The organism is Hydrogenobaculum sp., assembly GCF_049967395.1.
Classification (GTDB): Bacteria; Aquificota; Aquificia; order Aquificales; family Aquificaceae; genus Hydrogenobaculum.
In genome coordinates this window covers 1-3,722 of record NZ_JBMFST010000074.1, presented here as the reverse complement: position 1 = coordinate 3,722, position 3,722 = coordinate 1, and the positions used below count along the sequence as shown (strand labels likewise).

Sequence of the window (3,722 nt, the reverse complement as noted above, 5' to 3'; positions counted from 1 at the left end):
TTCTATAACATCTAATATAGGCTTATCGTATTCGTCTACTAGTATCACCACTTTTTGATTGTATTTTTCATAGAGCTTTTGGATGAGCTCTTGGAATCTTAATTGCAATAGCCTTTTCTTTAGTTTTATACCATGAATTTCTCCTATATCTTTTAAAAATGAATTTAAAGATTCTATCAGGTTTTCTTCTGTGTTTGATGATGCTTGGCTTAAATCAAACTTCACAATAGGGTATTTTTTATCCCAATCCCAATTATCATACAGATACAACCCTTTAAACAGCTCTTTGTTGCCAGAAAACGCTTCTTTTAGTGTGTCTAAGAATAAAGATTTTCCAAATCTTCTGGGGCGAGAGAGAAAGTAGTATCCCCCGTTTTGGAGCTTTTTAACAAACATTGTTTTATCTACGTAATAATAGTTATCTTCTATAATCTTGCTGAAAGTTTGTATACCTATTGGCAAGTTTTTCATAGTATTATTATAACACTGGCCAAACTGCCAATGATTTTTTCATAAAAATTACAGGCTTTTGATTTATAATAGATAATATGATAGAGGATATCTTGAAAGAAGCTGAAGAGAGCATGAAAAAGAGTATAAACCATTTTAAGAGCGAATTGGCGGGTTTTAGGACTGGTAGGGCTTCTAGCTCGCTGGTGGAGGATATAAAGATAGAGTATTATGGCTCTAGGGTACCTATAAAGCAGGTTGGTAATGTGAGTGTGCCTGAGCCAAACCAGATACTCATACAAGTTTGGGACCAAAACGCCATATCCCCCATCGAAAAAGCTATCATGGAACAGCTTTCTTTAAACCCAGCAAGACAAGGAAACACCCTGCGCATTACGCTTCCGCCCCTTACCCAAGAAAGGCGTAAGGAACTTGTAAAGCTTTTGCATAAAACCACCGAAGAGGCAAAAGTGGCAATAAGAAATATAAGAAGAGATGCAAAGGAAATGATAGAATCTTTGGAAGGCATATCTGAAGATGAGATAAAAAGAGCCCTCGATAAGCTCCAAAAAATTACAGACAAATATATAGATGAAATATCAAACCTATCTTCTTCAAAGGAGAAAGAAATTACGGAGTTAAAATGAATATAACAGAAGTTTTTGAGCTTTTGAAACAAAAAAACAAAATAGCTTTACTCTCTTACATGGTAGCTGGATATCCAGACTTGGAAACTTCTTACAAAGCTTTTGATATACTTTTGGAAAACGGCTCTGATATGATAGAGATTGGTTTTCCTTTTTCAGATCCGGTGGCAGATGGACCCACTATTCAAGAGGCTCACACGGTAGCCCTTCAAAACGGCATCACTCATAAAGATATATTTAATCTTTCTAAAAGCCTAAAAACAAAGCACAAAGATAAACCCTTTTTACTGATGACGTATTTTAACCCTATTTTTAAGATAGGGCTTGATAAGTTTTTTGAAGAAGCAAAAGAATCTGGAATAGATGGTTTTATAATACCCGATTTACCAGCTGAAGAGGCTCAAGGTGTAAAAGATATCTTGGAACAAAAATCCCTAAGTCTTGTGATGCTCTTGGCTCCCACATCTTTTAAAAACAACAGGGTAAAAAGCGTTTGCAAGATGTCTACAGATTTTGTTTACATGGTATCCATAACAGGTATAACGGGTGCTAGGGATAAACTGCCAATAGAAAGCATAAAAGAATATGCAAAAGCTTATAAAGAACATTGTCATAAGCCCATAGTCCTTGGCTTTGGTATATCTACAAAAGAGCATGTAGATGCTCTAAAGCGTTATGTAGATGGTGTAGTGGTAGGTAGTCATTTTGTTAAAAGCCTAAAACAAAGGGGCTTAGAAGGGTTGAAAGAAGAAACTAAAAAGCTTTCTGAAGCTACTTATCTATGAAAGTGCTTGTTGTAGAAGACGATAAGACGCTTTTAGAGCTTTTGTGCAAAAAGTTAAAAGAAAATGGGTTTTTGTGTGAAGGGGCTGAAAACGCTCAAGATGCCCTTTTGTATCTTAAAGCGGAAGAGTTTGACGTGATATGTCTTGATATAATGCTTGGTAAAGACAGCGGTATAAACCTTTGCAAAGAAATAAGGGAACTAAACAAAGAGGCTTCTATTATATTTATAAGCGCTATAGCAGATTTAAGCACCAAGACAAAAGGTTTTGAAGAATGTTTAGCAGACGATTATATAACAAAGCCCTTTAGCGTAGAAGAGCTTATCCTTCGTATTAAAGCTGTAATAAGAAGAAAGCACAATATAAAAGGAAGCGTTGTAAAGCTAAGAGAAAATGTGCTTTACGATATGGATAGGAAGATTCTTATAGTAGACGGTGAAGAGAAAGAGCTCACCAGAAAATTAGCCTGTATATTGGAAACTCTTATATTAAAAGCTGGAAAACTTGTATCTTACGAAACTCTTATGCAAAACTGCTGGGATATGGCAGAAACCCCAAGTCAAGACTCTATAAGGACACATCTTAAGCTTTTAAGAAAACTTTTAAAAGAAGAGAACAAAGACCTTATAAGAAACGTCCCAGGTCTTGGCTACAGACTTGTTTAGAAATATTTTTATAAACGCCAGATTAAAGTTTGCACTTTTAAATTCTTTCATATTTATCTTTTTAATGGGATTTTTTTACTATATAACTTACAATCTATACGTTGGATACGCCGAGGAAATTATAAAAAATCGTTCTGAAGAGCTTGCCAAAGTAGCTCTTTTAAAAGCCGTAGAGCATAGGCACTTTAGCCTGCCACCTGGTTTTAGCATACTCATAAAATCCCAAAACAAAGTCTATTACAGCGCAGATAACCTTGACAAAGACGACAAAAGAGCTATAAGGCTAAAAGATAGATTTGAATACAACGGTAAAATATACACTGTTTTTTTAAAAGCATCGGTTGAAGATATTATAGAATCTGAAAAACGCTTTATATTTTATGCAAGTGTGTTGTTTTTTGTGCTGGTTTTATTCGTTTTTGGCCTGTCTTACCTTTTCGCGGGGATATTCTTAAAGCCCATAGAAGACTACACCCAGAAGCTCGATATAGTTCTAAAGGGTAGCATGCATGCCATAAATACACCGCTTAGTATTTTAAAGCTTTCTGATATAAAAGACAAAAAGGCTAAAGATGCAATATCTCGTATTGAAGATACCATAGGGCGCGTGAAATCTATTTTTATATCAAAACCAAGCCAAGAAACCCTTTTAAGTATAAACGCCTTCGTAGAGGATGTGTTGGATGCCCTTGAAGACTCTTTAGAATCAAAAAATATCACCGTAAATCTTGAAGAGAATACAACTCTTAAAGTGTACGGAGACCCTGTGGATATTTCCATGATAATAGAAAACATTTTCGACAACGCTTTGAAATACAACAAAGAAAACGGTTTTATAAATGTGAAAATATCTGCCTCCAAGCTAATAGTAGAAAACCCAAGCGAGCCAATATCAGATACATCGAGAATCTTTGAGCTTTTTTACCGAGAAGACGAATCAAAAGAAGGTTTGGGTCTCGGGCTTTACATAGTAAAAACGTTGTGTGAAAGAAACGGCATCTTTGTAAAAGCCAAATACGAAAACGGTATTTTTAGGATAGTACTTGAATGGTAAATAAAAACTAGAATGGTTTATGTCATAGATAGTTGTTTTTTCGGTAAAAAGTATTTATCTTTTTAGTGAGGAGTTTATGAAGACAGTAGAGGAAAGGATTGATAAGTTAGAAGAGCTAGTA

General features: G+C 35.0%; 5 protein-coding genes. 4 read left to right on the top strand and 1 reads right to left on the bottom strand.

The features are described from left to right. Positions 1 to 471, bottom strand: a 471-nt coding sequence (locus tag ACP5S8_RS07850; RefSeq protein ID WP_461876396.1) for an AAA family ATPase, incomplete at its 3' end; no start/stop codon positions are given. Between the two features lie 77 nt (positions 472 to 548). Here ACP5S8_RS07850 and frr point away from each other — a divergent pair. The 4 genes from frr to ACP5S8_RS07830 are packed head-to-tail and all read left to right on the top strand — an operon-like array spanning position 549 to position 3,601. Further along, positions 549 to 1,097 (top strand): ribosome recycling factor, encoded by a 549-nt coding sequence (frr, locus tag ACP5S8_RS07845; protein WP_461871031.1) that lies wholly within the window; start codon positions 549 to 551, stop codon positions 1,095 to 1,097. Then, on the top strand, positions 1,094 to 1,882 hold the full coding sequence (gene trpA, locus ACP5S8_RS07840; RefSeq protein WP_461876395.1) for a tryptophan synthase subunit alpha: 789 nt from the start codon (positions 1,094 to 1,096) through the stop codon (positions 1,880 to 1,882). Before frr ends, trpA begins: the two co-directional genes overlap by 4 nt. Continuing rightward, positions 1,879 to 2,547, top strand: coding sequence for a response regulator transcription factor (locus ACP5S8_RS07835; RefSeq protein ID WP_461876394.1), 669 nt, complete (start codon positions 1,879 to 1,881; stop codon positions 2,545 to 2,547). The genes trpA and ACP5S8_RS07835 overlap by 4 nt, the downstream gene beginning before the upstream one ends. After that, on the top strand, positions 2,528 to 3,601 hold the full coding sequence (locus tag ACP5S8_RS07830; protein WP_461876393.1) for a sensor histidine kinase: 1,074 nt from the start codon (positions 2,528 to 2,530) through the stop codon (positions 3,599 to 3,601). The genes ACP5S8_RS07835 and ACP5S8_RS07830 overlap by 20 nt, the downstream gene beginning before the upstream one ends. Positions 3,602 to 3,722 lie beyond the last annotated feature (121 nt).

Excerpts from the sequence above, each read along its gene's own strand:
- frr (WP_461871031.1), top strand. The coding sequence starts at position 549 with ATGATAGAGGATATCTTGAAAGAAGCTGAAGAGAGCATGAAAAAGAGT.
- trpA (WP_461876395.1), top strand. The coding sequence starts at position 1,094 with ATGAATATAACAGAAGTTTTTGAGCTTTTGAAACAAAAAAACAAAATA.
- ACP5S8_RS07835 (WP_461876394.1), top strand. The coding sequence starts at position 1,879 with ATGAAAGTGCTTGTTGTAGAAGACGATAAGACGCTTTTAGAGCTTTTG.